The organism is Streptomyces sp. 3211.6 (assembly GCF_003634815.1).
Classification (GTDB): domain Bacteria; phylum Actinomycetota; class Actinomycetes; order Streptomycetales; family Streptomycetaceae; genus Streptomyces; species Streptomyces katrae_A.
The window spans coordinates 2,168,085-2,192,099 of the sequence record NZ_RBXC01000001.1 but is presented as its reverse complement, the minus strand read 5'-3'; the positions used below and the strand labels follow the sequence as shown (position 1 = coordinate 2,192,099).

The window sequence follows — 24,015 nt, the reverse complement described above, 5'->3', positions numbered from 1 at the left end:
GGTCCACAGCCCGCTGGTACGTTTCGTTGTCGTAGCGCGCCAGTAGGGTGGTTGGCATGGCCGACCCTTCCAGCTACCGACCCAAGCCCGGGGAGATTCCCGACTCCCCTGGGGTCTACAAGTTCCGCGACGCGCACCGCCGGGTGATCTACGTCGGGAAGGCCAAGAGCCTGCGCCAGCGGCTGGCCAGCTACTTCCAGGACCTCGCCGGTCTGCACCCCCGGACCGCCACGATGGTCACGACGGCCGCCTCCGTCGAGTGGACCGTCGTCTCCACCGAGGTCGAGGCGCTGCAGCTGGAGTACTCCTGGATCAAGGAGTTCGACCCCCGGTTCAACGTGAAGTACCGGGACGACAAGAGCTATCCGTCGCTCGCCGTCACGATGGGCGAGCAGTACCCGCGCGTGCAGGTCATGCGCGGGCCCAAGAAGAAGGGCGTGCGGTACTTCGGGCCGTACGGGCACGCCTGGGCGATCCGCGAGACCGTCGACCTGATGCTCCGGGTGTTCCCGGTGCGCACCTGCTCCGCCGGGGTGTTCAAGCGGTCCGCCCAGATCGGGCGGCCCTGCCTGCTCGGGTACATCGGCAAGTGCTCGGCGCCCTGCGTCGGCCGGATCAGCCCCGAGGACCACCGGGAACTCGCCGAGGACTTCTGCGACTTCATGGCCGGCCGCACCGGTACCTACCTCTCCCGGCTGGAGAAGGAGATGCACGCGGCGGCCGAGGAGATGGAGTACGAGAAGGCCGCCCGGCTGCGGGACGACATAGGGGCCCTGCGCCGGGCCATGGAGAAGAACGCCGTCGTCCTCGCGGACGCCACCGACGCCGACCTGATCGCCGTCGCCGAGGACGAGCTCGAAGCGGCCGTGCAGATCTTCCACGTCCGCGGCGGCCGGGTGCGCGGCCAGCGCGGCTGGGTCACCGACAAGGTCGAGGCCGTCGACACCGCCGGCCTCGTCGAGCACGCCCTCCAGCAGCTCTACGGCGAGGAGAGCGGCGAGAGCGTCCCCAAGGAGGTGCTCGTCCCCGTCGTGCCGGACGACGCGGCCGCGCTGGGGCAGTGGCTGGCGCAGCGGCGCGGGTCCCAGGTCAGCCTGCGCGTCCCGCAGCGCGGGGACAAGAAGTCCCTCATGGAGACCGTCCACCGCAACGCCCAGCAGTCCCTCGCCCTGCACAAGACCAAGCGCGCCGCCGACCTCACCACCCGCTCCCGGGCCCTGGAGGAGATCGCCGAGGCCCTGGAGCTCGACGGGGCGCCCCTGCGCATCGAGTGCTTCGACATCTCCCACCTCCAGGGGGAAGACGTCGTGGCCTCCATGGTCGTCTTCGAGGACGGACTCGCCCGCAAGAGCGAGTACCGGCGCTTCCAGGTGAAGGGCTTCGAGGGGCAGGACGACGTCCGGTCCATGCACGAGGTCGTCTCCCGGCGCTTCAAGCGCTACCTCCAGGAGAAGCTCAAGACGGGGGAGTGGGCCCCCGAGGACGGCGAGCCCGAGGACGACGGGCGGCCCAAGCGGTTCGCGTACCCGCCCCAGCTCGTCGTCGTCGACGGCGGGCAGCCCCAGGTGGCGGCGGCCAAGCGGGCCCTGGACGAGCTCGGTATCGACGACGTCGCCGTGTGCGGCCTCGCCAAGCGGCTGGAGGAGGTCTGGCTGCCCGGCGAGGACGACCCCGTGGTCCTGCCCCGCACCAGCGAGGGCCTCTACCTGCTCCAGCGGGTGCGTGACGAAGCCCACCGCTTCGCCATCCAGTACCAGCGCAGCAAGCGCGGAAAGCGGCTGAAAGCGGGCCCCCTGGACGAGGTGCCCGGCCTCGGCGAGAGCCGTCGGCTCGCCCTCGTCAAGCACTTCGGTTCGGTGAAGAAGCTGAGACAGGCGACAATCGACCAGATCTGCGAGGTCCCGGGCATAGGCCGCAAGACGGCCGAGACCGTGGCCGCGGCCCTCGCCAGGGCGGTCCCCGCCGGTCCTGCCGTCAACACGGCGACAGGAGAGATCATTGAGGACGAGGCCCCCGCGCCCGCGGGGACGCCGTCCGATCGGGGGACCGAGCAATGACCGAGCACGAGACCGAGCACGACCGAGACGGAGCACAGGTGAGTACGGGCACGACAGTGGAGCCCGGCGACAACGCCGAAGCGGCCATTCCCGAGCTGGTGATCATCTCCGGCATGTCCGGAGCCGGCCGCAGCACGGCGGCCAAGTGCCTGGAGGACCTCGGCTGGTTCGTCGTCGACAACCTGCCGCCGGCGCTGATCCCCACCATGGTGGAGCTCGGCGCCCGCTCCCAGGGCAACGTGGCCCGCATCGCCGTCGTCGTCGACGTCCGCGGCCGCCAGTTCTTCGACGCCCTGCGCGAATCCCTCGCCGACCTGGAGGACCGCGGGGTCACCCGGCGCATCGTCTTCCTGGAGTCCTCCGACGACGCGCTGGTCCGCCGCTTCGAGTCGGTCCGCCGCCCGCACCCCCTCCAGGGCGACGGCCGCATCGTCGACGGCATCGCCGCCGAGCGCGACCTGCTGCGCGAGCTGCGCGGAGACGCCGACCTGGTCATCGACACCTCCAGCCTGAACGTGCACGAGCTGCGCGCGAAGATGGACGCCCAGTTCGCGGGCGACGAGGAGCCCGAGCTGCGGGCCACCGTGATGTCCTTCGGCTTCAAGTACGGCCTGCCCGTCGACGCCGACCTCGTCGTGGACTGCCGCTTCATCCCCAACCCGCACTGGGTCCCCGAGCTGCGCCCCTTCACCGGGCTCAACGAGGAGGTGTCGGGCTACGTCTTCAGCCAGCCCGGCGCCAAGGAGTTCCTCGACCGCTACACCGAACTCCTCCAGCTGATCGCCGCCGGCTACCGCCGCGAGGGCAAGCGGTACGTGACCATCGCGGTCGGCTGCACCGGCGGCAAGCACCGCAGCGTCGCCATGTCCGAGAAGCTGGCCGCCCGCCTCGCCTCCGAGGGAGTCGAGACCGTCGTCGTCCACCGGGACATGGGGCGCGAGTGACCGGACGGACCCTGCGGCTGCGCCGCCTGCGCCGTCTGACCCCCGCCCGGGGCGAGGACGGCGCGGGCCGCGCCGGCCGCCGCGGGGCGGCCAAGGTGGTCGCGCCCAAGGTCGTCGCCCTCGGCGGCGGCATGGGCCTGTCGGCCTCCCTCGCCGCCCTGCGCCGGATCACCGGGGAGCTCACCGCGGTGGTCACCGTCGCCGACGACGGCGGCTCCAGCGGACGGCTCCGCGAGGAGCTGAGCGTGCTGCCGCCCGGCGACCTGCGCAAGGCGCTGGCCGCGCTGTGCGGCGACGACGACTGGGGCCAGACCTGGGCCCGGGTCATCCAGCACCGCTTCCAGTCCCAGGGCGACCTCCACGGGCACGCCGTCGGCAACCTGCTGATCGTCGCCCTGTGGGAACAGCTCGGCGACCCCGTGCAGGCCCTCGACCTGGTGGGCAGGCTGCTCGGGGCGCAGGGCCGGGTGCTGCCGATGTCGGCGGTGCCGCTGGAGCTCCAGGCCCTGGTCAAGGGGCACGACCCGGCGCGCCCGGACGAGGTGGACACCGTCCGGGGGCAGGCCACCGTGGCCCTGACCCCGGGCGAGGTGCTCTCCGTCCAGGTCGTGCCGGGCGACCCGCCGGCCGTGCCGGAGGCCGTCGCCGCCGTGCTCGACGCCGACTGGGTGGTGCTCGGGCCGGGATCCTGGTTCTCCTCCGTCATCCCGCACCTGCTGGTGCCGGAACTGCTCGACGCACTGGTGGCGACGAAGGCCCGCAAGGTCCTCTCGCTGAACCTCGCCCCCCAGCCGGGCGAAACAGAGGGCTTCTCTCCGCAGCGTCATTTGGAGGTTTTGGCCCGACACGCCCCTAAACTCGCCCTGGACGTGGTGCTGGCCGACGAGGCCGCCGTGCCCGACCGCGAGTCCCTCGCCGATGCCGCGAAGCGGTTCGGTGCCGCGGTCGAGCTGGCTCCGGTGGCCCGGCAGGACGGCTCTCCGAAGCACGACCCGGAGCTGCTGGCCGCCGCGTACGACCGTATTTTTCGGATGCATGGAAGGATCGGCCCATGGCGATGACGCCCGCGGTGAAGGATGAGATCTCCCGCCTCCCCGTCACCCGGACCTGCTGCAGGAAGGCGGAGGTCTCGGCGATCCTTCGGTTCGCGGGCGGCCTCCACCTGGTGAGCGGCCGGATCGTCATCGAGGCGGAGCTGGACACCGGGATCGCCGCCCGCCGGCTGCGCAAGGACATCCTGGAGATCTTCGGCCACTCCTCCGACCTGGTGGTCATGGCCCCGGGCGGGCTGCGCCGCGGCAGCCGCTTCGTCGTCCGCGTGGTCGCGGGCGGGGACCAGCTGGCCCGCCAGACCGGCCTGGTCGACGGCCGCGGCCGTCCCATCCGCGGGCTGCCCCCGCAGGTGGTCTCCGGGGCGACCTGTGACGCGGAGGCGGCCTGGCGCGGTGCCTTCCTGGCCCACGGCTCCCTCACCGAGCCGGGCCGCTCCTCCTCCCTGGAGGTCACCTGCCCCGGCCCCGAGGCGGCCCTGGCCCTGGTGGGTGCCGCCCGGCGGCTCTCCATCGCCGCGAAGGCGCGCGAGGTGCGCGGCGTGGACCGGGTCGTCGTCCGCGACGGCGACGCGATCGGCGCCCTGCTGACCCGCCTCGGCGCGCACGAGTCGGTCCTGGCCTGGGAGGAGCGGCGGATGCGGCGCGAGGTGCGCGCCACCGCCAACCGCCTCGCCAACTTCGACGACGCCAACCTGCGCCGCTCGGCGCGGGCCGCGGTGGCCGCCGGAGCCCGGGTCCAGCGGGCCCTGGAGATCCTCGGCGAGGAGGTCCCCGAGCACCTGGCCGCGGCCGGCCGGCTGCGCATGGAGCACAAGCAGGCCTCCCTGGAGGAGCTGGGCGCGCTCGCCGACCCGCCGCTGACCAAGGACGCCGTCGCGGGCCGGATCCGCCGCCTGCTGGCGATGGCCGACAAGCGGGCGCAGGACCTCGGCATCCCCGGCACCGAGTCCAACCTGGACCTCAGCGAGGAGCTGGCCGACAACATGGCCGGCTGAGCGGGGACGGTCCCGGGCCGCCCCCGCTCACCCCGCCAGGCAGGGCGGACGGGCCCGCACGGTCATCCGTGCGGGCCCGGTTCCCTTTTGTCCCATTGACATGGGCATCGCCGGATCGTGAGCCTGGCCCCCGAACGCTTTCGTGGCTGACGACGCCCAGGGGGGCACATGAGGCAACGCGCGAGAACGATCCTCGCGGCAAGCGCACTCGTCATCGGAACCACACTGGCCGCGCTGCCCGCCGCGGCCCAGGCACAGCCCGCGTCCGGCGCCGCCCCCGGCGCCGACGAGGTGCGCGTCTACGACGCCGACATCACCCGCGACCAGGTCCCGCTCGTCCTCGCCGCCGGCCAGGACGCCCAGGAGCTCGCCGAGCGGGCGCCCGGGACCGGGACCGCGAAGGTCGAGCTCTTCCTCACCGGGGACCAGGCCAAGACGCTCGCCGCCCAGGGGGTCAAGCTCGCCGAGCGCAAGGTCTCCGCCCAGGGGCTGGCCCGCACCAAGGCCGCCGGGGACGGGGTCTTCCGCCCCTACAGCGGCAAGGGCGGCCTCCAGGAGGAGATCCTGCGCACCGCGCAGCAGAACCCCGGCCTGACCAAGGTCGTCTCCATCGGCAAGACCGTCCAGGGCAAGGACATCCTCGCCCTCAAGGTCACCAAGGACGCCAGGAAGACCGAGGACGGTGAGAAGCCGTCCGTGCTCTACATGTCCAACCAGCACGCCCGTGAGTGGATCACCCCCGAGATGACCCGGCGGCTGATGCACCACACCCTGGACAGCTACGGCAAGGACGCCCGGATCACCAAGCTGGTGGACTCCACCGAGCTGTGGTTCCTGCTCTCCGCCAACCCCGACGGCTACGACCACACCTTCACCTCCGACGGCGCCCGGCTGTGGCGCAAGAACCTCCGCGACAACAACGGAGACGGAAAGATCACCGCGGTGGACGGGGTCGACCTCAACCGCAATTTCGCCTACAAGTGGGGCTGGGACAACGAGGGTTCCTCGCCGAGCCCCTCCAGCGAGACCTACCGGGGCCCCAAGGCCCAGTCCGAACCCGAGACCGTCGCCCTCGACACGTTCGAGAAGCGCGTCGGCTTCCGGTACGCGATCAACTACCACTCGGCCTCCGAGCTCCTGCTGTACGGGGTGGGCTGGCAGGTCGCCACCCCGACCCCGGACGACGTCGCCTACAAGGCCCTCGCCGGCACCCCGGAGCACTCGGCCGTCCCCGGCTACTACCCGCAGATCTCCTCCGAGCTGTACACCACCAACGGCGAGGCCGACGGACACGCCGCCAACGCCAACGGCGTCATGATGTTCACACCGGAGATGACCACCTGCCAGACGGCCTCCGCGATCGACCCGGACGACCGCTGGAAGCCCGAGGACTGCGCCTCCGGCTTCAACTTCCCGGACGACGAGAAGCTCATCCAGCAGGAGTTCGCCAAGAACGTCCCCTTCGCGCTGTCCGTCGGGGAGAGCGCCGCCCACCCGGACCGGCCCGTCTCCTCCGTCGGGATGAGCGCCGCCGACTTCACCCTCGACCCCTTCACCACCTCCTACGCCGCCCGCGGCGAGGACCAGACGGTCTCCGTCACCGCCCGCAAGGCGCTGAAGGACAAGCTCCTCAACTTCCGCGTCAACGGCGGCCGTACGCACGACGACGAGCTCAAGGCCTGGAAGGGCGGCGAGGTCTACGGCGGCGAGGACAACAACTGGTTCGACCAGTACCGGGCCAAGGTGGACGGCACCAAGCCGGGCGACAAGGTCGAGGTCTGGTTCACCGGCCGCGACCGCGGCAGGCTCGTCTCCAGCGAGCACTTCACGTACACCGTGGCCGAACGCCCGCGCGCGGACGTCCTGGTGATCGCGGAGGAGGGCGCGAAGGCACAGCACGCCCAGAGCTACGTGGACGCGCTGCGGGCCAACGGGAAGTCCGCCGCCGTGTGGGACGTGGCGACCCAGGGCGCCCCGCACCACCTCGGTGTACTCTCCCACTTCCGCACGGCCGTCCACTACACCGGCGCGGGCACCCCCGGCGGCCCCACGCAGCTGGCGGTCCGCGACTTCCTCAACGAGGGCGGCAAGCTCGTCGAGGCCGGTGAGCTGGCGGGCGGCCGGGCCCAGGTCGGCCGGGCCCTGACCGACGACTTCAGCCAGTACTACCTCGGCGCCTACGGCCGGGCCACGGCCAAGGGCCCCGCCGGCTTCACCGGGGCCGGCACCCTCGCCGGGGCGGGCGGCGCCCTCGGTGACGCCGCCGGCAATCCGCTGAACTCCCCTGGAGCCTTCAGCCTCACCTCCGACTCCCTGCCGCCGGCACAGTTCCCGCAGTTCAAGAGCGCGCAGGCGGGCCAGTACGCCGGCATCGTGAACCCGTACGCCCCCTACGCGGGCACCGGCATGGCGTCGGCCACCCACGAGGACGACGACTGGAAGCGCCTCACCCGCACCATCGACCTCACCAAGGTCACGGCCGCCGAGCAGCCGAAGCTGAAGACGGCCCTCAACTGGAACACCGAGCAGGGCTACGACCACGCCGTCCTGGAGGCCCGTACGGCCGGCGGGGAGGACTGGACCACACTTCCGGAAGCGGGCGGCTCGAGCTCCACCACCGTCCCGGCGGAGTGCGGGGCCGGGTTCTTCGTCAACGACCACCCGTTCCTGCGCCACTACCTCACCGTCGGGAGCGGCGGTTGCTCACCGAGCGGCACCAGCGGGGTGTGGAACAGCTTCACCGGCTCGTCCGACGGCTGGAAGCAGGTCTCCTTCGACCTGAGCGCCTACGCCGGGAAGACCGTCGAGGTCTCCCTGTCCTACATCACCGACCCCGGCACCGGCGGCCGCGGGGTCTTCGCGGACGACGCCCGGGTCTCCGTGGGCGGCTCCGACCAGGCCGTGGAGGGCTTCGAGACCTCTCTCGGTGCCTGGACCGCCCAGGGCGCCCCTGCCGGAAGTCCCGACGTGCCGGGGGATTGGTCCAGGACCGGAGAGCTGTTCAAGTCCTACGCGGCCGTCACTACGCGTGACACGGTCCTGTTCGGCTTCGGGCTGGAGCACCTCCCCGCCGCGGCCGACCGCGCCCTACTGATCGGTAAGGCCCTCCGCGCCCTGAACGGCTGATCAACGACCCTCCCGGCGCTCACTGAGAGTGACCGGGACCAAAGTCCCCGGGGCCCCTTGCCGCAGCAGTGGTCCAGGGCCCCGGCGGGCGTTCCCCCACGAAGCGGGGGAGTGTCAGCCTCCGGCCGATTCCACTCCGAAGCTCACGGAGAGGTAGGGTCGTAAGCGGTCGGGGACATCCCATACAGCTCGCCGGCGGGACAGGCCGGCGCACCAACGAGGAGATCGGTTCGTGACGATCCGCGTAGGCATCAATGGTTTTGGCCGCATTGGCCGCAACTACTTCCGGGCGCTTCTCGAGCAGGGGGCGGACATCGAGGTCGTCGGTGTCAACGACCTGACCGACAACGGCACCCTGGTGCACCTGCTCAAGTACGACACCATCCTGGGCCGTCTGAAGCAGGACGTCTCCCACACCGATGACACCATCACCGTGGGCGACATGACCTTCAAGACCTTCGCCGAGCGGGACCCCGCGAACCTCCCCTGGGGCGAGCTGGGCGCCGACATCGTGATCGAGTCGACCGGCATCTTCACGAAGAAGGCCGACGCCGCCAAGCACATCGCGGCGGGCGCGAAGAAGGTCCTCATCTCGGCCCCGGCCAAGGACGAGGACATCACCATCGTGATGGGCGTCAACCAGGACAAGTACGACGCCGCCCACCACCACGTGATCTCCAACGCCTCCTGCACCACCAACTGCGTGGCGCCGATGGCCAAGGTCCTCGACGAGAACTTCGGCATCGTCAAGGGCATGATGACGACGGTCCACGCGTACACGAACGACCAGCGCATCCTGGACTTCCCGCACTCGGACCTGCGCCGCGCCCGCGCCGCCGCCGAGAACATCATCCCGACCTCCACCGGTGCCGCCAAGGCCACCGCGCTGGTCCTGCCGCAGCTCAAGGGCAAGCTCGACGGCATCGCCATGCGCGTCCCGGTCCCCACCGGCTCGGTCACCGACCTCGTCCTGGAGCTCTCCCGCGAGACCACCAAGGAAGAGATCAACGCCGCCTTCCAGAAGGCCGCCGAGGGCCAGCTCAAGGGCATCCTCGACTACACCGAGGACGCGATCGTCTCCTCCGACATCGTGAACTGGCCGGCTTCGTGCACCTTCGACTCCTCGCTGACCATGGTGCAGGACGGTACGCAGGTCAAGGTCGTCGGCTGGTACGACAACGAGTGGGGCTACTCCAACCGCCTCGTCGACCTCACCGTCTTCGTCGGCGGTCAGCTCTGAGAACGTAGGGCAAGGCAACACCATATGAGCACAGGGTCCGCTCGGCGCGATGAGGCGCCGTACGGGCCCTGTCGCTTGCCCGTCCCATCCGCCCTGCACCTGTAACAGCCCTGTATGGGGACAAGGAGTAGAAACACATGAAGACGATCGACGAACTCCTCGCTGACGGCGTAGCCGGCAAGCGGGTCTTCGTACGCGCCGATCTCAACGTGCCGCTCAAGGAAGGCGTGATCACCGACGACGGCCGCATCCGCGCCGTCCAGCCCACCATCGCCAAGCTCGCCGAGGCGGGCGCCCGCGTGGTCGTCGCCTCGCACCTGGGCCGCCCCAAGGGCACCGGCACCGAGCCCGACTTCTCCCTCGCCCCCGCCGCGAAGCGGCTCGGCGAGCTGCTCGGCGCGGAGGTCGCCTTCGCCACCGACACCGTCGGCTCCTCCGCCAAGGAGACCGTCGCGGCCCTCGCCGACGGACAGGTCGCCGTCATCGAGAACCTGCGCTTCAACGCCGGCGAGACCTCCAAGGACGAGGCCGGGCGCGTGGCCTTCGCCAAGCAGCTCGCCGAGCTGGCCGACGTCTACGTCGGCGACGGCTTCGGCGCCGTCCACCGCAAGCACGCCTCGGTCTTCGACCTTCCGAAGCTGCTCCCGCACGCGGCCGGCTACCTCATCGCCACCGAGGTCGGCGTCCTGAAGAAGCTGACCGCCGAGGTCAAGCGCCCGTACGTGGTCGTCCTCGGCGGCGCCAAGGTCTCCGACAAGCTCGCCGTCATCGACGAGCTGCTCGGCAAGGCCGACCGCATCCTCATCGGCGGCGGCATGGCCTACACCTTCCTCAAGGCCAAGGGCTACGAGGTCGGCATCTCCCTCCTCCAGGAGGACCAGATCCCGACCGTCACGGAGTACATGCAGCGCGCCGAGAAGAACGGCGTCGAGCTGGTCCTCCCCGTCGACATCCTCGCCTCGGCGGACTTCCCCGACATCAAGGGCGGGACCCCGGCCGTCTTCGAGACCGTCGACGCCGACAAGATCCCCGCGGACAAGGAGGGCCTGGACATCGGCCCCAAGACCCGCGAGCTGTACGCCTCGAAGATCGCCGACGCCGAGACCGTCTTCTGGAACGGCCCCGTGGGCGTCTTCGAGCACCCCGACTACGCGAACGGCACCCGCGCCATCGCGCAGGCCCTCGTCGACAGCGGGGCCTTCACCGTGGTCGGCGGCGGCGACAGCGCCGCGGCCGTCCGCATCCTGGGCTTCGACGAGAACGCCTTCGGTCACATTTCCACCGGTGGTGGCGCCAGCCTCGAATACCTCGAGGGCAAGACGCTCCCCGGCCTCGCCGCCCTGGAGGGCTGAACCACCATGACGTCTGTCGAAAACGGCCGCACCCCGCTCATGGCGGGCAACTGGAAGATGAACCTCAACCACCTCGAGGCCATCGCCCACGTCCAGAAGCTCGCCTTCGCGCTCGCCGACAAGGACTACGACGCGGTCGACGTCGCCGTACTCCCGCCCTTCACGGACCTGCGCTCGGTGCAGACCCTGGTCGACGGCGACAAGCTGAAGATCAAGTACGGCGCCCAGGACATCTCGGCCCACGACTCCGGCGCCTACACCGGTGAGATCTCCGGCCCGATGCTCTCGAAGCTGAAGTGCACGTTCGTGGCCGTCGGCCACAGCGAGCGCCGCCAGTACCACGGCGAGACCGACGAGATCTGCAACGCCAAGGTCAAGGCCGCCTACCGCAACGGGATCACCCCGATCCTCTGCGTCGGCGAGGGCCTCGACGTCCGCAAGGCCGGCGGCCAGGTCGCGCACACGCTCGCCCAGGTCGACGGCGGCCTCGACGGAGTCCCGGCCGGCCAGGCCGAGTCCATCGTGATCGCCTACGAGCCCGTCTGGGCGATCGGCACCGGCGAGGTCGCCACCCCCGAGGACGCCCAGGAGGTCTGCGGGGCGATCCGCGCCCGCCTCGCCGAGCTGTACTCCCAGGAGCTGGCCGACAAGGTGCGCATCCAGTACGGCGGCTCGGTCAAGGCCGGCAACATCGCCGCGATCATGGCCCAGCCGGACGTCGACGGCGCCCTGATCGGCGGCGCGGCGCTGGACGTGGACGAGTTCGTCAAGATCGTCCGCTTCCGCGGCCAGTGAGTATGCGGTAGGGCCGATCCGTCGTACCCTTGCGGGGGCCGGGGGCTGCTGGTGCAGCCGCCGGCCCCCGCTTCCTCCCAGCAGCAGACGTAAGCCCAGAAAGTAGGAATCAGCCGTGGTTATGGGGTTCTCGATCGCCCTGATCGTCTTCAGCGCTCTGCTGATGCTGCTCGTGCTGATGCACAAGGGCAAGGGCGGCGGCCTGTCCGACATGTTCGGCGGCGGCATGCAGTCCTCCGTCGGCGGCTCCTCCGTGGCGGAGCGCAACCTGGACCGCATCACGGTCGTCATCGGCCTGCTGTGGTTCGCCTGCATCGTGGCGCTCGGCCTGCTCATGAAGTCGAGCGGCAGCTGACGGTTCCGGCCATTTCGCCCGGCCCGCTTGGTCTTTACGTAAACTGAGGCGCCCACAGCGGGTATACCCTCACGCTGGGCGGCACCATCACGCAGGGAGTTACGACCGTGGCAAGTGGCAACGCGATTCGTGGAAGTCGGGTCGGAGCCGGGCCGATGGGGGAGGCCGAGCGCGGTGAATCCGCGCCCCGCCTGCGCATCTCCTTCTGGTGCTCGAACGGGCACGAGACGCAGCCCAGCTTCGCCAGCGACGCGCAGGTCCCCGACACCTGGGACTGCCCGCGCTGCGGGTTCCCCGCCGGCCAGGACCGGGACAACCCGCCCGCGCCGCCGCGCACCGAGCCGTACAAGACGCACCTCGCGTACGTCCGGGAGCGCCGCACCGACGCCGACGGCGAGGCGATCCTCGCCGAGGCCCTGGCCAAGCTCCGCGGCGAGATCTGAGACCGGCCGAGGCCGGGGCCACGCTCAAGAGTGACTTGGGGCCCGGCCCGTGGGATGACGAATCCCGCAGGCCGGGCCCCTTTGTGTGTGTTGTCCCCCTTCGGATCCCTTAGGTTGGGGGTGGCGGGGCACAACAGGACGGAAGAAGTGGGTTGATGTCCGAGATGAACGCAGAAAGCCGCACGAGGCTGAACCGGCTGCCCGAGTGGAACGCGCTCGGCAAGCACCGGGAAGAGCTGGGGCAGACGCATCTGCGGGAGCTGTTCGAGACGGATCCGGAGCGGGGCACCGGCTACACCCTGCGGGTCGGCGACCTGCACATCGACTACTCGAAGCACCTCGTCACCGACGAGACCCTCGCGCTGCTGCGCGAGCTGGCGGCGGCGACGGGCGTGGCGGAACTGCGGGACGCCATGTTCCGCGGCGAGAAGATCAACGTGACGGAGGACCGCGCGGTCCTGCACACCGCGCTGCGCGCCCCCGCGGACACGGTCGTCGAGGTGGACGGCGAGAACGTCGTGCCCGCCGTGCACGAAGTCCTCGACAAGATGGCGGCCTTCTCCGGCCAGGTCCGTTCGGGGGAGTGGACCGGGTTCACCGGCAAGCGCATCAAGAACGTCGTCAACATCGGCATCGGCGGCTCCGACCTCGGTCCGGCGATGGCGTACGAGGCCCTGCGCGCCTTCACCGACCGTTCGCTGACGGTGCGGTTCGTGTCCAACGTCGACGGCGCCGACCTCCACGAGGCCGTCCGCGACCTGGACCCGGCCGAGACGCTGTTCGTCATCGCGTCCAAGACCTTCACCACCATCGAGACCATCACCAACGCCACCTCGGCCCGCCAGTGGCTGCTCGCCGGTCTCGGCGGGGACCAGGCCGCCGTCGCACGGCACTTCGTGGCGCTGTCCACCAACGCCGAGAAGGTCACCGAGTTCGGCATCGACCCGGCCAACATGTTCGGGTTCTGGGACTGGGTCGGCGGCCGCTACTCCTTCGACTCGGCCATCGGGCTCTCGCTGATGATCGCGATCGGCCCGGACTCCTTCCGGGAGCTGCTGGGCGGCTTCCACACCGTGGACGAGCACTTCCGCACCGCGGCGCCCGAGGACAACGCCCCTCTGCTGCTCGGCCTGTTGGGCATCTGGTACGGGGCCTTCTTCGACGCGCAGTCGCACGCCGTGCTCCCGTACAGCCACTACCTCTCCCGTTTCACGGCCTACCTCCAGCAGCTGGACATGGAGTCCAACGGCAAGTCCGTGGACCGCGACGGCAACCCGGTGGACTGGCAGACCGGTCCGGTGGTCTGGGGCACGCCGGGCACCAACGGGCAGCACGCGTACTACCAGTTGATCCACCAGGGCACCAAGGTGATCCCGGCGGACTTCATCGGTTTCGCCCGCCCGGTCGCGGAGCTGGAGCCCGCCCTGGAGGCCCAGCACGACCTGCTGATGGCGAACTTCTTCGCGCAGACCCAGGCCCTGGCCTTCGGCAAGACGGCCGAGGAGGTGCGGGCGGAGGGCGTCGCCGAAGCGCTCGTCCCGCACAAGACCTTCCAGGGCAACCACCCCACGACGACGATCCTCGCCACCGAACTGACCCCGGCGGTGCTGGGCCAGCTCATCGCCCTCTACGAGCACAAGGTGTTCGTCCAGGGCGCGGTGTGGAACATCGACTCCTTCGACCAGTGGGGCGTCGAGCTCGGCAAGGTCCTCGCCAAGCGGGTGGAGCCGGCGCTGACGGAGGGCGCGGACGTGCCGGGCCTGGATCCGTCGACGCGGGCGCTGGTGGCCGCCTACCGGGAGCTGCGCGGCCGGCAGTAGGAACGGTGAAGCGCCCCGTGCCGGTCGGTGACCGGCACGGGGCGCTCGTCTTATCCCGCTCAGGCGGAAGCCGGGGGGTACAGCCCGGACGGGAGCTTGGCCGCGGCCGCGCGGTCCAGCAGCCAGAGCGTGCGGCTGCGGCCGTAGGCCTCGGCCGCCGGGGCCTGCACCCCGCCCGCCCCGCCGAGGGCGATGGCGACGGCGCCGGCCTTGTCCTCGCCGGCCGCCAGCAGCCAGACCTCACGGGCCGCACGGATCGCGGGGAGGGTGAGCGAGACGCGGGTCGGCGGGGGCTTGGGCGCGCCGTGGACGCCGACGACGGTCCGCTCGGTCTCGCGGGCCGCGGGGTGCTCGGGGAACAGGGACGCCACGTGGGTGTCCGGGCCGACGCCCAGCATCAGCACGTCGAACTGCGGGACCGGGCCGTGGTCCTCGGGCGTGGCCGCCCGCGCCAGCTCGGTGGCGTACGCCGCCGCTGCGGCGTCCACGTCGGCGCCGTACGGGCCGTCGGAGGCCGGCATCGCGTGCACGCGCGCGGGGTCCACCGGGACGGCGTCCAGCAGGGCCTCACGGGCCTGTACGTGGTTGCGCTCGGGGTCGTCGGCGGGGACGTAGCGTTCGTCGCCCCACCAGAGGTCGATGCGCGACCAGTCGATGGCGTCCCGGGCGGGGGCCGCGGCGAGGGCCGCGAGGAGGCCGTTGCCGTTGCGGCCGCCGGTCAGGACGACGGAGGCGCTGCCGCGGGCGGCCTGCGCGTCCACGATCTTGGTGATGAGCCGGGCGGCTGCGGCCTGGGCCATCAGCTCCTTGTCCCGGTGGACGACCACCTGGGGAGTCGTCATACCCATGTGCTGCCGCCTTCTTGGTAGTTCTGGTGGTGGGCGGGTGCGGGTCCCGCTGCGCGGAGCGGTCTTCCCGCCCCGCCCTTTCTCCGTTTCCGCCTCAATCGCCGGCGGGGCTGAAACACCCGGGCGCTGGATGGCCCGTAGGGCAATTCCAGCCACGCCGGCGTTTGAGGCGCGGGGTCTGGGGGCGGAGCCCCCAGGGAACGGGCGAAGGGCGGGGCGGGGAGATGCCCCCCGCCCCGCCCCCCTGCGGGCCGGCTACTTCGCCGACGCCCGCTTCGACGCGCGCGCCGGCTTGGCGGCCGGCTTCTCCGCCGGAGCCTCGGCCTCGGCGGCCTCGGCCGGAGCCTCCGTGGCTGCCGGAGCCGCCTCAGCCGCCGGAGCCGCCGGGGCGGTCTCCGACAGGCGGGAGACGCCGAACTTCAGGGACGCCTCGTACGTGTTGTCCGGGTCCAGCCGGCGGAGTTCCTCCGCCAGCAGCTCGGCCGTCTCGCGCCGCTTCAGCGCCACCGCACGGTCGGGCTGCCCCGGCATGCACAGCGTGGCCAGCGAGCCGTCCGCGCGGTCCAGGACGATCGAGCCGTCCTTGGTCTCCATGCGGACGGCGGTCAGCCCCGGCCCCCCTGACAGGGTCCGGTTGACCGGAACGCCCAGGCGGTCCGCCAGCCACATGGCCAGCAGCTCGCAGCTGGGGTTCTCGTCCTCGCCCTCGACGGTCGCCGAGACGACCGGCGACAGCGTCACCTGGTCCAGCGCGGCGGCCAGCATCGAGCGCCACGGGGTGATCCGGGTCCAGGACAGGTCCGTGTCACCCGGGGCGTACGCCGCCGCCCGGGCGCCGAGCGCCTCGATCGGGTGCTCGGAGGAGTACGTGTCCGTGATCCGGCGCTGCCCCAGCGCGCCCAGCGGGTCGCCCGCCAGGTCCGCCGGAGCCCCCTCCGGCCACCAGACCACCACGGGGGCGTCCGGCAGCAGCAGGGGCAGCACCACGGACTGGGCGTGGTCGACCAGTTCGCCGTGCAGGCGCAGTACGACGGTTTCGCCGGTACCGGAGTCCGCCCCGACACGGATCTCCGCGTCGAGCCGGGCTTCGCGGCGGCTGCGCGGGGAGCGGCTGACCCGCTTGACCACGACGACGATCCGCGAAGGGTGTTCGTGGGACGCGTCGTTCGCCGACTTGAGCGCGTCGTACGCGTTCTCTTCATCGGTCACGATCACCAGCGTGAGGACCATGCCGATGGCCGGCGTGCCGATGTCCCGGCGCGCCTGCACCAACGCGGCGTTGATCTTGCTGGAGGTGGTCTCCGTGAGGTCGATCTTCATGGCCGGCGCCAGCTCCGTCCGTCTCGTGCGAGCATCTCGTCCGCCTCGACCGGCCCCCACGTGCCCGCCGGGTACTGCGCGGGCTTGCCGTGCTTGTCCCAGTACTCCTCGATCGGGTCGAGGATGTTCCAGGACAGCTCGACTTCCTGGTGGCGCGGGAAGAGGTTCGCGTCGCCGAGGAGGACGTCGAGGATGAGCCGCTCGTAGGCCTCGGGGCTGGACTCCGTGAAGGACTCGCCGTAGGCGAAGTCCATCGTGACGTCCCGGACCTCCATGGAGGTGCCCGGCACCTTGGAGCCGAAGCGGACCGTCACGCCCTCGTCCGGCTGGACCCGGATGACCAGGGCGTTCTGCCCCAGCTCCTCGGTCGCGCCCGATTCGAACGGCAGGTATGGCGCCCGCTTGAAGACCACCGCGATCTCGGTCACCCGGCGGCCCAGGCGCTTGCCCGTGCGCAGGTAGAACGGGACGCCCGCCCAGCGGCGGTTGTTGATCTCCAGGCGGATGGCCGCGTAGGTGTCGGTCTTGGAGTTCGGGTCGATCCCGTCCTCCTCCAGGTACCCCTTGACCTTCTCGCCGCCCTGCCAGGCCGCCGAGTACTGGCCGCGCACGGTGTGCTTGCCCAGGTCCTCGGGGATCTCGACGGCGCTGAGCACCTTCAGCTTCTCCGCCACCAGGGCCTTGGGGTGGAAGGAGCCGGGCTCCTCCATCGCCGTGAGCGCCAGCAGCTGGAGCAGGTGGTTCTGGATGACGTCACGGGCGGCGCCGATGCCGTCGTAGTAGCCGGCCCGGCCGCCGATGCCGATGTCCTCCGCCATGGTGATCTGCACGTGGTCGACGTACGACCGGTTCCAGATCGGCTCGAACATGGTGTTGGCGAAGCGGAGCGCCAGGATGTTCTGGACGGTCTCCTTGCCGAGGTAGTGGTCGATCCGGAAGACCTCGTCCCGGGGGAAGACCTCGTGGACGACCTGGTTGAGCTCTTCCGCGCTCTTCAGGTCGTGTCCGAAGGGCTTCTCGATGACGGCGCGCCGCCAGGAGCCCTCCTTCTGGGCCAGCCCGTGGTTCTTGAGCTGCTGGACCACCTTGGGGAAGAACTTCGGCGGCACCGAGAGGTAGAAGGCGAAGTTCCCGCCCGTGCCCTGGGCCTTGTCGAGTTCGTCGATCGTCTGCTTGAGCGTCTCGAACGCCGCGTCGTCGTCGAACTCGCCCTGGACGAACCGGCAGCCCTGTACGAGCTGCTGCCAGACCTCCTCACGGAAGGGGGTGCGCGAGTGCTGCTTGACGGCCTCGTACACCTCCTGGGCGAAGTCCTCGTCCTGCCACTCGCGGCGGGCGAAACCGATCAGCGAGAAGCCCGGGGGCAGCAGGCCGCGGTTGGCGAGGTCGTAGACGGCGGGCATGAGCTTCTTGCGCGACAGGTCACCCGTAACGCCGAAAATCACCAGGCCGGACGGTCCCGCGATGCGCGGGAGCCGCCGGTCCTGTGCGTCACGAAGCGGGTTCGCTCCGTTCACCGACAAAATACTCAGTCCTCCGCGGGGGCGAGGCGCTTGAGCTCCGCCTCGGTCGACTTCAGCAGGTCGTTCCAGGACGCCTCGAACTTCTCGACGCCTTCGTCCTCAAGCAGCTGCACCACATCGTCGTACGAGATGCCCAGCTTCGCGACCGCGTCGAGCTCGGCGCGGGACTGCTCGTACGTGCCGCGGATGGTGTCCCCGGTGACCTCGCCGTGGTCGGCGGTGGCGTCCAGGGTCGCCTCGGGCATGGTGTTGACGGTGCCGGGGGCGACCAGGTCCACCACGTACAGGGTGTCCTTGTACGCCGGGTCCTTGACGCCGGTGGAGGCCCACAGGGGGCGCTGCTTGTTGGCGTGCGCCCGGTCCAGGGCCGCCCAGCGGTCGGAGGAGAAGACCTCCTCGTACGCCTCGTAGGCCAGACGGGCGTTGGCGAGGGCCGCCTTGCCCTTCAGGGCCTTGGCCTCGTCGGTGCCGACGGAGTCCAGGCGCTTGTCGATCTCGGTGTCCACGCGGGACACGAAGAACGAGGCGACCGAGTGGATCAGCGAGAGGTCCAGGCCGGCGGCCTTCGCCTTCTCCAGGCCCGCGAGGTAGGCGTCCATGACCTCGCGGTAGCGCTCCAGCGAGAAGATCAGCGTGACGTTGACGCTGATGCCCCGGCCGATGACCTCGGTGATCGCCGGCAGGCCGGCCCGGGTCGCCGGGATCTTGATGAGCGTGTTCGGGCGGTCCACCAGCCAGGCGAGCTGCTTGGCCTCGGCGACGGTCGCCGTGGTGTTGTGCGCCAGGCGCGGGTCGACCTCGATCGACACACGGCCGTCCTGGCCCTCGGTGGAGTCGTAGACGGGGCGCAGGATGTCGGCGGCGTCGCGGACGTCCGCCGTGGTGATCATGCGGATGGCCTCGTCGACGGTGACCTTGCGGGCGGCGAGGTCGGCCAGCTGCTGCTCGTAGCCGTCACCGCCGCTGATCGCCTTCTGGAAGATCGACGGGTTGGTGGTGACACCGACCACGTGCTGCTGGTCGATCAGTTCGGCGAGGTTGCCGGACGTGATGCGCTTGCGGGACAGGTCGTCCAGCCAGATCGCCACGCCCTCGTCGGAAAGGCGCTTGAGTGCGTCTGTCATCGGAATTGCATCTCCTACTGGTTCTTGTACCGGGTCAGCGCGCAGCTGCGGCCGGACGTGCTGCGTCGATGCTGGCCTTGGCGGCCGCGGTCACGGCTTCGGCGGTGAGGCCGAATTCGCGGAACAGCACGGCGCCGTCCGCCGAGGCACCGAAGTGCTCCAGCGAGACGATCCGGCCCGCGTCCCCGACGTAACGGTGCCAGGTCAGACCGATGCCGGCCTCGACCGCGACTCGCGCCTTGACGGAGGGGGGCAGGACGCTGTCCTTGTATTCCTGGGACTGCTCCTCGAACCACTCGACGGAGGGCATCGAGACGACCCGGGCGGGCACGCCCTCGGCCTGCAGCGCCTCGCGCGCGGCGACGGCGAGCTGGACCTCGGAGCCGGTGCCGATCAGGACGACCTGAGCCTCGCCGCCCTCGGCCTCGAACAGCACGTAGCCGCCCTTGGCCGCGTCCTCGTTGCGCTCGTAGGTCGGCACGCCCTGGCGGGTGAGGGCCAGGCCGTGCGGGGCGCCCTTGCCGAACACCTTGGTGTGGCGGCGCAGGATCTCGCGCCAGGCGATGGCGGTCTCGTTGGCGTCGGCCGGGCGGATCACGTTCAGGCCCGGGATGGCGCGCAGCGAGGCGACGTGCTCGACCGGCTGGTGGGTCGGGCCGTCCTCGCCGAGGCCGATGGAGTCGTGCGTCCACACGTAGGTCACCGGCAGGTGCATCAGGGAGGACAGGCGGACGGCGTTGCGCATGTAGTCGGAGAACACCAGGAAGGTGCCGCCGTAGATGCGGGTGTGGCCGTGCAGCGCGATGCCGTTCATGACGGCGGCCATCGCGTGCTCGCGGATGCCGTAGTGGACGGTGCGGCCGTAGGGGTCGGCCTCCGGCAGCGGGTTGCCCACCGGCAGGAACGAGGAGTTCTTGTCGATGGTGGTGTTGTTGGAGCCGGCCAGGTCGGCCGAGCCGCCCCACAGCTCCGGGATGACCGCGCCGAGCGCTTCCAGGACCTTGCCGGAGGCGGCGCGGGTGGCGACGCCCTTGCCGGGCTCGAAGACGGGGAGCTCGTCCTCCCAGCCCTCGGGCAGCTCGTTGGACTCGATGCGGTCGAAGGCGGCGGCCCGCTCCGGGTTGGCGGTGCGCCAGGCCGAGAAGTCCTTCTCCCAGGCGGCGCGGGCCTCGCGGCCGCGGTCCACCAGGCCGCGGGTGTGGGCGAGGACCTCGTCGGAGACCTCGAAGGTCTGCTCCGGGTCGAAGCCGAGCACGCGCTTGGTGGCGGCGACCTCGTCGTTGCCGAGGGCCGAGCCGTGGGCGGCCTCGGTGTTCTGGGCGTGCGGGGCCGGCCAGGCGATGATCGAGCGCGCCGCGATGAAGGACGGGCGCTCCGTCTCGGCCTTGGCGGCCTGGAGGGCGGCGTACAGGGCCTTCGGGTCGAGGTCGCCGTTGGGCTGCTGCTCGACGCGCTGGACGTGCCAGCCGTACGCCTCGTAGCGCTTCATGGTGTCCTCGGAGACGGCCGTCTCCGTGTCACCCTCGATGGAGATGTGGTTGTCGTCCCACAGCAGCACCAGGTTGCCGAGCTTCTGGTGGCCGGCCAGCGCCGACGCCTCGTGGGAGATGCCCTCCTGGAGGCAGCCGTCGCCCGCGATCGCGTAGACCATGTGGTCGAACGGGGAGGCGCCCGTGGCGGCCTCCGGGTCGAACAGGCCGCGCTCGTAGCGGGCGGCCATGGCCATGCCCACCGCGTTCGCGACGCCCTGGCCCAGCGGGCCGGTGGTGGTCTCGACGCCGGCGGTGTGGCCGTACTCGGGGTGACCGGGGGTCTTGGAGCCCCAGGTGCGGAACGACTTGAGGTCGTCCAGCTCCAGGCCGAACCCGCCGAGGTAGAGCTGGGTGTAGAGGGTCAGGGACGAGTGCCCCGCGGAGAGCACGAAACGGTCACGGCCGACCCACTGGGGGTCAGACGGGTCGTGGCGCATGACCTTCTGGAAAAGCGTGTACGCGGCGGGGGCCAGGCTCATCGCCGTACCGGGGTGTCCGTTCCCGACCTTCTGGACCGCGTCGGCGGCCAGGATGCGGGCGGTGTCGACGGCCCGCTGGTCCAGTTCGGTCCACTCGAGCTCTGGGGTGGTCGGCTTGGTGCTCACCGTTGGTCAGGGCTCCTCTCCACATGTTGTTTTCCCGGTGACGAACGGTGACACCGGGGCGATTCCGAGCCTACCCCCGCCAGCGAGTGCGGCTATTCGAGTGCCGGTAGTGCGTCGTCGTCCCGGTGCCCGGTGTTCACCTGGGATCCGCCGTCGACGATCTTGCCGTCGGTCCGATCGGCTCAACACGAGGCGACCCCCGCGCAGGGCGGGGCAAGAGCTACGTCTACAGTGGCGTGGTACGCGCAAGCCTTTACCGAGCCTTCATTTACTGGAGGCATCGCTTCGGAAGCTTGCTGGATTCTCTCTCAGGGGTGTGCGTGACGGCCGTCGAATCCCGTCCAGCGGGGGTACTCGGGACGAGCCCCGGTCACCGGCCGTTCGGGGCCCGGGTCATGGCTTTCGTGGCTTTGACCAAGCCGCGGATCATCGAACTTCTGCTGATCACCACAGTGCCGGTGATGTTCCTCGCCGAGCAGGGCGTGCCGTCGCTGTGGCTGGTGCTCGCCACCTGCTTCGGCGGTTACCTGTCGGCGGGCGGCGCCAACGCGCTCAACATGTACATCGACCGGGACATCGACGCCCTGATGGACCGCACGTCGCAGCGGCCGCTGGTGACCGGCATGGTGAGCCCGCGCGAGTGCCTGGTCTTCGGCATCACGCTCGGGGTCGTCTCGACCCTGTTCTTCGGCCTGCTCGTCAACTGGCTGTCGGCCGCCCTCGCCCTCGGCGCGCTCCTCTTCTACGTGGTCGTCTACACGATGCTGCTGAAGCGGCGGACCGCGCAGAACATCGTCTGGGGCGGGATCGCCGGCTGCATGCCGGTGCTCATCGGCTGGTCCGCCGTGCGCAACGAGGTCTCCTGGGCCGCCGTGATCCTCTTCCTCGTCATCTTCTTCTGGACGCCGCCGCACTACTGGCCGCTGTCGATGAAGGTCAAGGAGGACTACGCGCGGGTCGGCGTGCCGATGCTGCCGGTCGTGGCGGGCAACAAGGCCGTGGCGCGCCAGATCGTCCTCTACAGCTGGGTGATGGTCGCCGTCTCGCTGCTGCTCACCCCGCTGGGGTACACCGGCTGGTTCTACACCTCCGTCGCGCTGCTGGCGGGCGGCTGGTGGCTGTGGGAGGCGCACGCGCTGAGCGCACGGGCCAAGGCCGGGATCACGGGGGCGAAGCTCAAGGAGATGCGGCTGTTCCACTGGTCGATCACCTATGTGTCGCTGCTCTTCGTGGCCGTGGCCGTGGATCCCTTCCTCCGCTGATTACTCACCGGTAGCATGCCGTCCATGGCAGACACCGCAGACACCGCACAGACCGCAGAGGCCGCGGACAAGAAGCACAGCCGCACGGCGGCGAAGCTGGCCCGGCAGATCGGCGCGTTCGCCAAGCAGCACGGCGGCGCCGAGGGCCAGATCGCGCACATCGGCCAGGCCGGCAGCCGGATCGTCCTCGTGGGCACCGACGGCGGCTGGGGCGACCTGGTGGCCCCCACGTACGCCGTGGCGCAGCTCGCCGCCGAGAAGGCGGGTCTGACCCTCCACGAGGACTTCGACGGGGACCTCGCCGCGCGTGTGAAGACGGGCCCGTACGAGTGGACCCGCATGGCCGGGATCCAGGTGGGCGGCCCGGCCAACCCGGCCGCCTGAACCCTGTCAACGACCGGGGCAATACTTCATACCCCGCTCACCCGTTAGGACGTGTGGAAGCCGCTTCCCCACGTCCGCAACGGGATGACCGGATGATCGAAACGCCGCCCCTGGTGGACCAGCACTGCCAGGGAGTGCTCCTCACGGACCTCGGGCTCGCCACCTTCGAGGCCCAGCTGATCCACCCGGCCGGCGCGCCCGCGGCCGGCACCACCTTCTTCGACACCCAGACCGGCTTCGCCGTGCGCCGCTGGTGCCCGCCGCTGCTGGGCCTGGAGCCGCACTGCGCGCCCGCCCGCTACCTGGCCCGGCGGCGCGAGCTCGGGGGCGCCGAGAGCGCGCGGCGGCTGCTGCGGGGCTCCGGGGTGGGCGCCTACCTGGTCGACACGGGACTCCCCGGTGACCTTACCGGGCCCAAGGAGCTGGCCCTGGCGGGGGACGCCGAGGCCTTCGAGGTGGTCCGGCTGGAACCGCTCGCCGAGCAGGCCGCCGACACCTCGGGGACCGTCGCCGCCTTCCTCGCCAACCTCGCCGGAGCCGTCCACCAGGCCGCCACCGGGGCCGTGGCCTTCGGCTGCGGGCCCCACGCCGGGTACGCGGCCGCCCTGGCCGCCGCCCCGGAGCCGCCCGGGCCGGGCGAGGTGCGCGGGGCGGCCGGGCGGTGGCTGGCCGCGCGGGGCAGGGGCGGACCGGTACGGGACCCCGTGCTGCTGCGGCACCTGCTGTGGAGCGCGGTGGCCTCCGGGCTGCCGCTCCAGCTGCACACCGGCGGGGCCGGGCCGGAGCCGCTGACCGGGTTCGCCCGGGCCACGGCGGGCCTGGGGGCGCGGCTCGTCCTGCTCGGGGGGTATCCGCACCACCGGGACACGGCCCGGCTCGCGGCGGCCTACCCGCACGTCCACGCCGACCTCGGGCCCGCCCTCGCGCGCACGGGGGCGCGGGCGGCGGCCGTACTGGCCGAGCTGCTGGAGCTCGCGCCCTTCGGGAAGCTGCTGTTCTCCAGCGGCGGCCGCGGCCTGCCCGAGCTGCACGCGGTCGGCGCCCTGGTCTTCCGGGAGGCGCTGGGCCGGGTGCTGGGCGGCTGGGTGACCGACGGCGCCTGGTCCTGGCGGGACGCCGACCGGGTCGCGGGGATGCTCGCGGCGGGCAACGCCCGCCGCGTCTACCGGCTGGACCGTCCTTCAGGGCCGGCTTCGCCCCCGGAGTGCTGAAGCCGTGCTCCCGGGTCCGGCCGTGCG

The 24,015-nt window shown here is 71.1% G+C and carries 19 protein-coding genes; 14 read left to right on the top strand and 5 right to left on the bottom strand.

Annotated features, from left to right (window positions below; translation table 11 throughout):
• Positions 1-56 precede the first annotated feature (56 nt).
• From uvrC to pgi, 11 genes are all read left to right on the top strand, one after another.
• Complete coding sequence (gene uvrC, locus BX286_RS10195) at positions 57-2,057, top strand: excinuclease ABC subunit UvrC (protein WP_079425729.1); 2,001 nt, start codon at positions 57-59, stop codon at positions 2,055-2,057.
• Positions 2,054-3,001 (top strand): RNase adapter RapZ, encoded by a 948-nt coding sequence (rapZ, locus tag BX286_RS10190; protein ID WP_079425723.1) that lies wholly within the window; start codon positions 2,054-2,056, stop codon positions 2,999-3,001. Before uvrC ends, rapZ begins: the two co-directional genes overlap by 4 nt.
• Positions 2,998-4,062, top strand: coding sequence for a uridine diphosphate-N-acetylglucosamine-binding protein YvcK (yvcK, locus tag BX286_RS10185; protein WP_079425721.1), 1,065 nt, complete (start codon positions 2,998-3,000; stop codon positions 4,060-4,062). Before rapZ ends, yvcK begins: the two co-directional genes overlap by 4 nt.
• Complete coding sequence (whiA, locus tag BX286_RS10180) at positions 4,053-5,048, top strand: DNA-binding protein WhiA (protein WP_030237199.1); 996 nt, start codon at positions 4,053-4,055, stop codon at positions 5,046-5,048. Before yvcK ends, whiA begins: the two co-directional genes overlap by 10 nt.
• 168 nt (positions 5,049-5,216) lie before the next feature.
• Entirely contained in the window at positions 5,217-8,174 is a 2,958-nt protein-coding gene (locus BX286_RS10175; RefSeq protein ID WP_100863867.1) for a M14 family metallopeptidase, read from the top strand.
• Between the two features lie 232 nt (positions 8,175-8,406).
• Positions 8,407-9,414: a type I glyceraldehyde-3-phosphate dehydrogenase gene (gene gap, locus BX286_RS10170; RefSeq protein WP_079425716.1), complete on the top strand. Its 1,008-nt coding sequence runs from the start codon at positions 8,407-8,409 to the stop codon at positions 9,412-9,414.
• Positions 9,415-9,551: 137 nt separating this feature from the next.
• On the top strand, positions 9,552-10,766 hold the full coding sequence (locus tag BX286_RS10165; RefSeq protein WP_079425713.1) for a phosphoglycerate kinase: 1,215 nt from the start codon (positions 9,552-9,554) through the stop codon (positions 10,764-10,766).
• 6 nt (positions 10,767-10,772) lie between these two features.
• Positions 10,773-11,561, top strand: coding sequence for a triose-phosphate isomerase (gene tpiA / locus BX286_RS10160; RefSeq protein WP_121014876.1), 789 nt, complete (start codon positions 10,773-10,775; stop codon positions 11,559-11,561).
• A gap of 121 nt (positions 11,562-11,682) precedes the next feature.
• Entirely contained in the window at positions 11,683-11,916 is a 234-nt protein-coding gene (gene secG / locus BX286_RS10155) for a preprotein translocase subunit SecG (RefSeq protein WP_079425708.1), read from the top strand.
• A gap of 107 nt (positions 11,917-12,023) precedes the next feature.
• Positions 12,024-12,359, top strand: a complete 336-nt coding sequence (locus BX286_RS10150) for an RNA polymerase-binding protein RbpA (RefSeq protein ID WP_007263454.1) — start codon at positions 12,024-12,026, stop codon at positions 12,357-12,359.
• 164 nt (positions 12,360-12,523) lie between these two features.
• On the top strand, positions 12,524-14,179 hold the full coding sequence (pgi, locus tag BX286_RS10145) for a glucose-6-phosphate isomerase (protein WP_079431649.1): 1,656 nt from the start codon (positions 12,524-12,526) through the stop codon (positions 14,177-14,179).
• Positions 14,180-14,238: 59 nt separating this feature from the next.
• Here pgi and pgl read toward each other — a convergent pair whose 3' ends face one another.
• The 5 genes from pgl to tkt all read right to left on the bottom strand — a co-directional run bounded on the left by pgl (position 14,239) and on the right by tkt (position 21,131).
• On the bottom strand, positions 14,239-15,021 hold the full coding sequence (gene pgl / locus BX286_RS10140; RefSeq protein ID WP_121014875.1) for a 6-phosphogluconolactonase: 783 nt from the start codon (positions 15,019-15,021) through the stop codon (positions 14,239-14,241).
• A gap of 261 nt (positions 15,022-15,282) precedes the next feature.
• The gene (gene opcA / locus BX286_RS10135) at positions 15,283-16,347 is read right to left on the bottom strand and encodes a glucose-6-phosphate dehydrogenase assembly protein OpcA (RefSeq protein ID WP_079425703.1); all 1,065 of its coding nucleotides are present in this window, start codon (positions 16,345-16,347) and stop codon (positions 15,283-15,285) included.
• On the bottom strand, positions 16,344-17,873 hold the full coding sequence (gene zwf, locus BX286_RS10130; protein ID WP_079425701.1) for a glucose-6-phosphate dehydrogenase: 1,530 nt from the start codon (positions 17,871-17,873) through the stop codon (positions 16,344-16,346). The genes opcA and zwf overlap by 4 nt, the downstream gene beginning before the upstream one ends.
• A 2-nt stretch (positions 17,874-17,875) precedes the next feature.
• Positions 17,876-18,994, bottom strand: a complete 1,119-nt coding sequence (gene tal, locus BX286_RS10125; RefSeq protein ID WP_079425699.1) for a transaldolase — start codon at positions 18,992-18,994, stop codon at positions 17,876-17,878.
• A 34-nt stretch (positions 18,995-19,028) separates the two neighbouring features.
• Positions 19,029-21,131 carry a transketolase gene (gene tkt / locus BX286_RS10120; protein ID WP_079425696.1) on the bottom strand — a complete coding sequence of 701 codons (2,103 nt, stop codon included), beginning with the start codon at positions 21,129-21,131 and terminating at the stop codon, positions 19,029-19,031.
• A 314-nt stretch (positions 21,132-21,445) separates the two neighbouring features.
• Between tkt and BX286_RS10115 the strand changes: the two genes are divergently transcribed.
• The 3 genes from BX286_RS10115 (at position 21,446) to BX286_RS10105 (ending at position 23,988) form a co-directional block, all read left to right on the top strand.
• Positions 21,446-22,393 (top strand): heme o synthase, encoded by a 948-nt coding sequence (locus BX286_RS10115; RefSeq protein WP_079425694.1) that lies wholly within the window; start codon positions 21,446-21,448, stop codon positions 22,391-22,393.
• A gap of 15 nt (positions 22,394-22,408) precedes the next feature.
• Entirely contained in the window at positions 22,409-22,777 is a 369-nt protein-coding gene (locus BX286_RS10110; protein ID WP_079425692.1) for a hypothetical protein, read from the top strand.
• Between the two features lie 92 nt (positions 22,778-22,869).
• Positions 22,870-23,988 (top strand): amidohydrolase, encoded by a 1,119-nt coding sequence (locus tag BX286_RS10105; protein ID WP_121014874.1) that lies wholly within the window; start codon positions 22,870-22,872, stop codon positions 23,986-23,988.
• Positions 23,989-24,015 lie beyond the last annotated feature (27 nt).